Source organism: Neorhizobium huautlense, from assembly GCF_002968575.1.
Classification (GTDB): Bacteria; Pseudomonadota; Alphaproteobacteria; order Rhizobiales; family Rhizobiaceae; genus Neorhizobium; species Neorhizobium huautlense.
In genome coordinates, this window is sequence record NZ_PVBM01000141.1 from 1 (window position 1) to 250 (window position 250).

Genomic DNA, 250 nt, shown 5'->3' on the forward strand with positions numbered 1-250 from the left:
AAGCCGTCCGGATAGGGGTGCAGGGTGTCGTCGATCGGCGCCCCAAGTTTTATGAAGATTATCAATACGATAAAGTCGTCCGGTTGCCCGGAATTTGATGGAGGGATGCATTATGAAGCGCACTGTGCCGATCGGGTCAAGATCGTGTGGTGGGATGGATCAGGCGTCTGCCTCTACTCGAAGCGGCTGGAGAAGGCCCAGTTCTGTTGGCCACGGATCGGCCATAACCGGGTGCAGCTCAACCATGCCC

General features: G+C 56.8%; 1 protein-coding gene. It reads left to right on the top strand.

What is annotated here, in order from left to right; all coding sequences use genetic code 11:
• Positions 1-105 precede the first annotated feature (105 nt).
• Positions 106-250, top strand: a 145-nt coding sequence (tnpB, locus tag C5L12_RS29335; RefSeq protein ID WP_425350836.1) for an IS66 family insertion sequence element accessory protein TnpB, incomplete at its 3' end; no start/stop codon positions are given.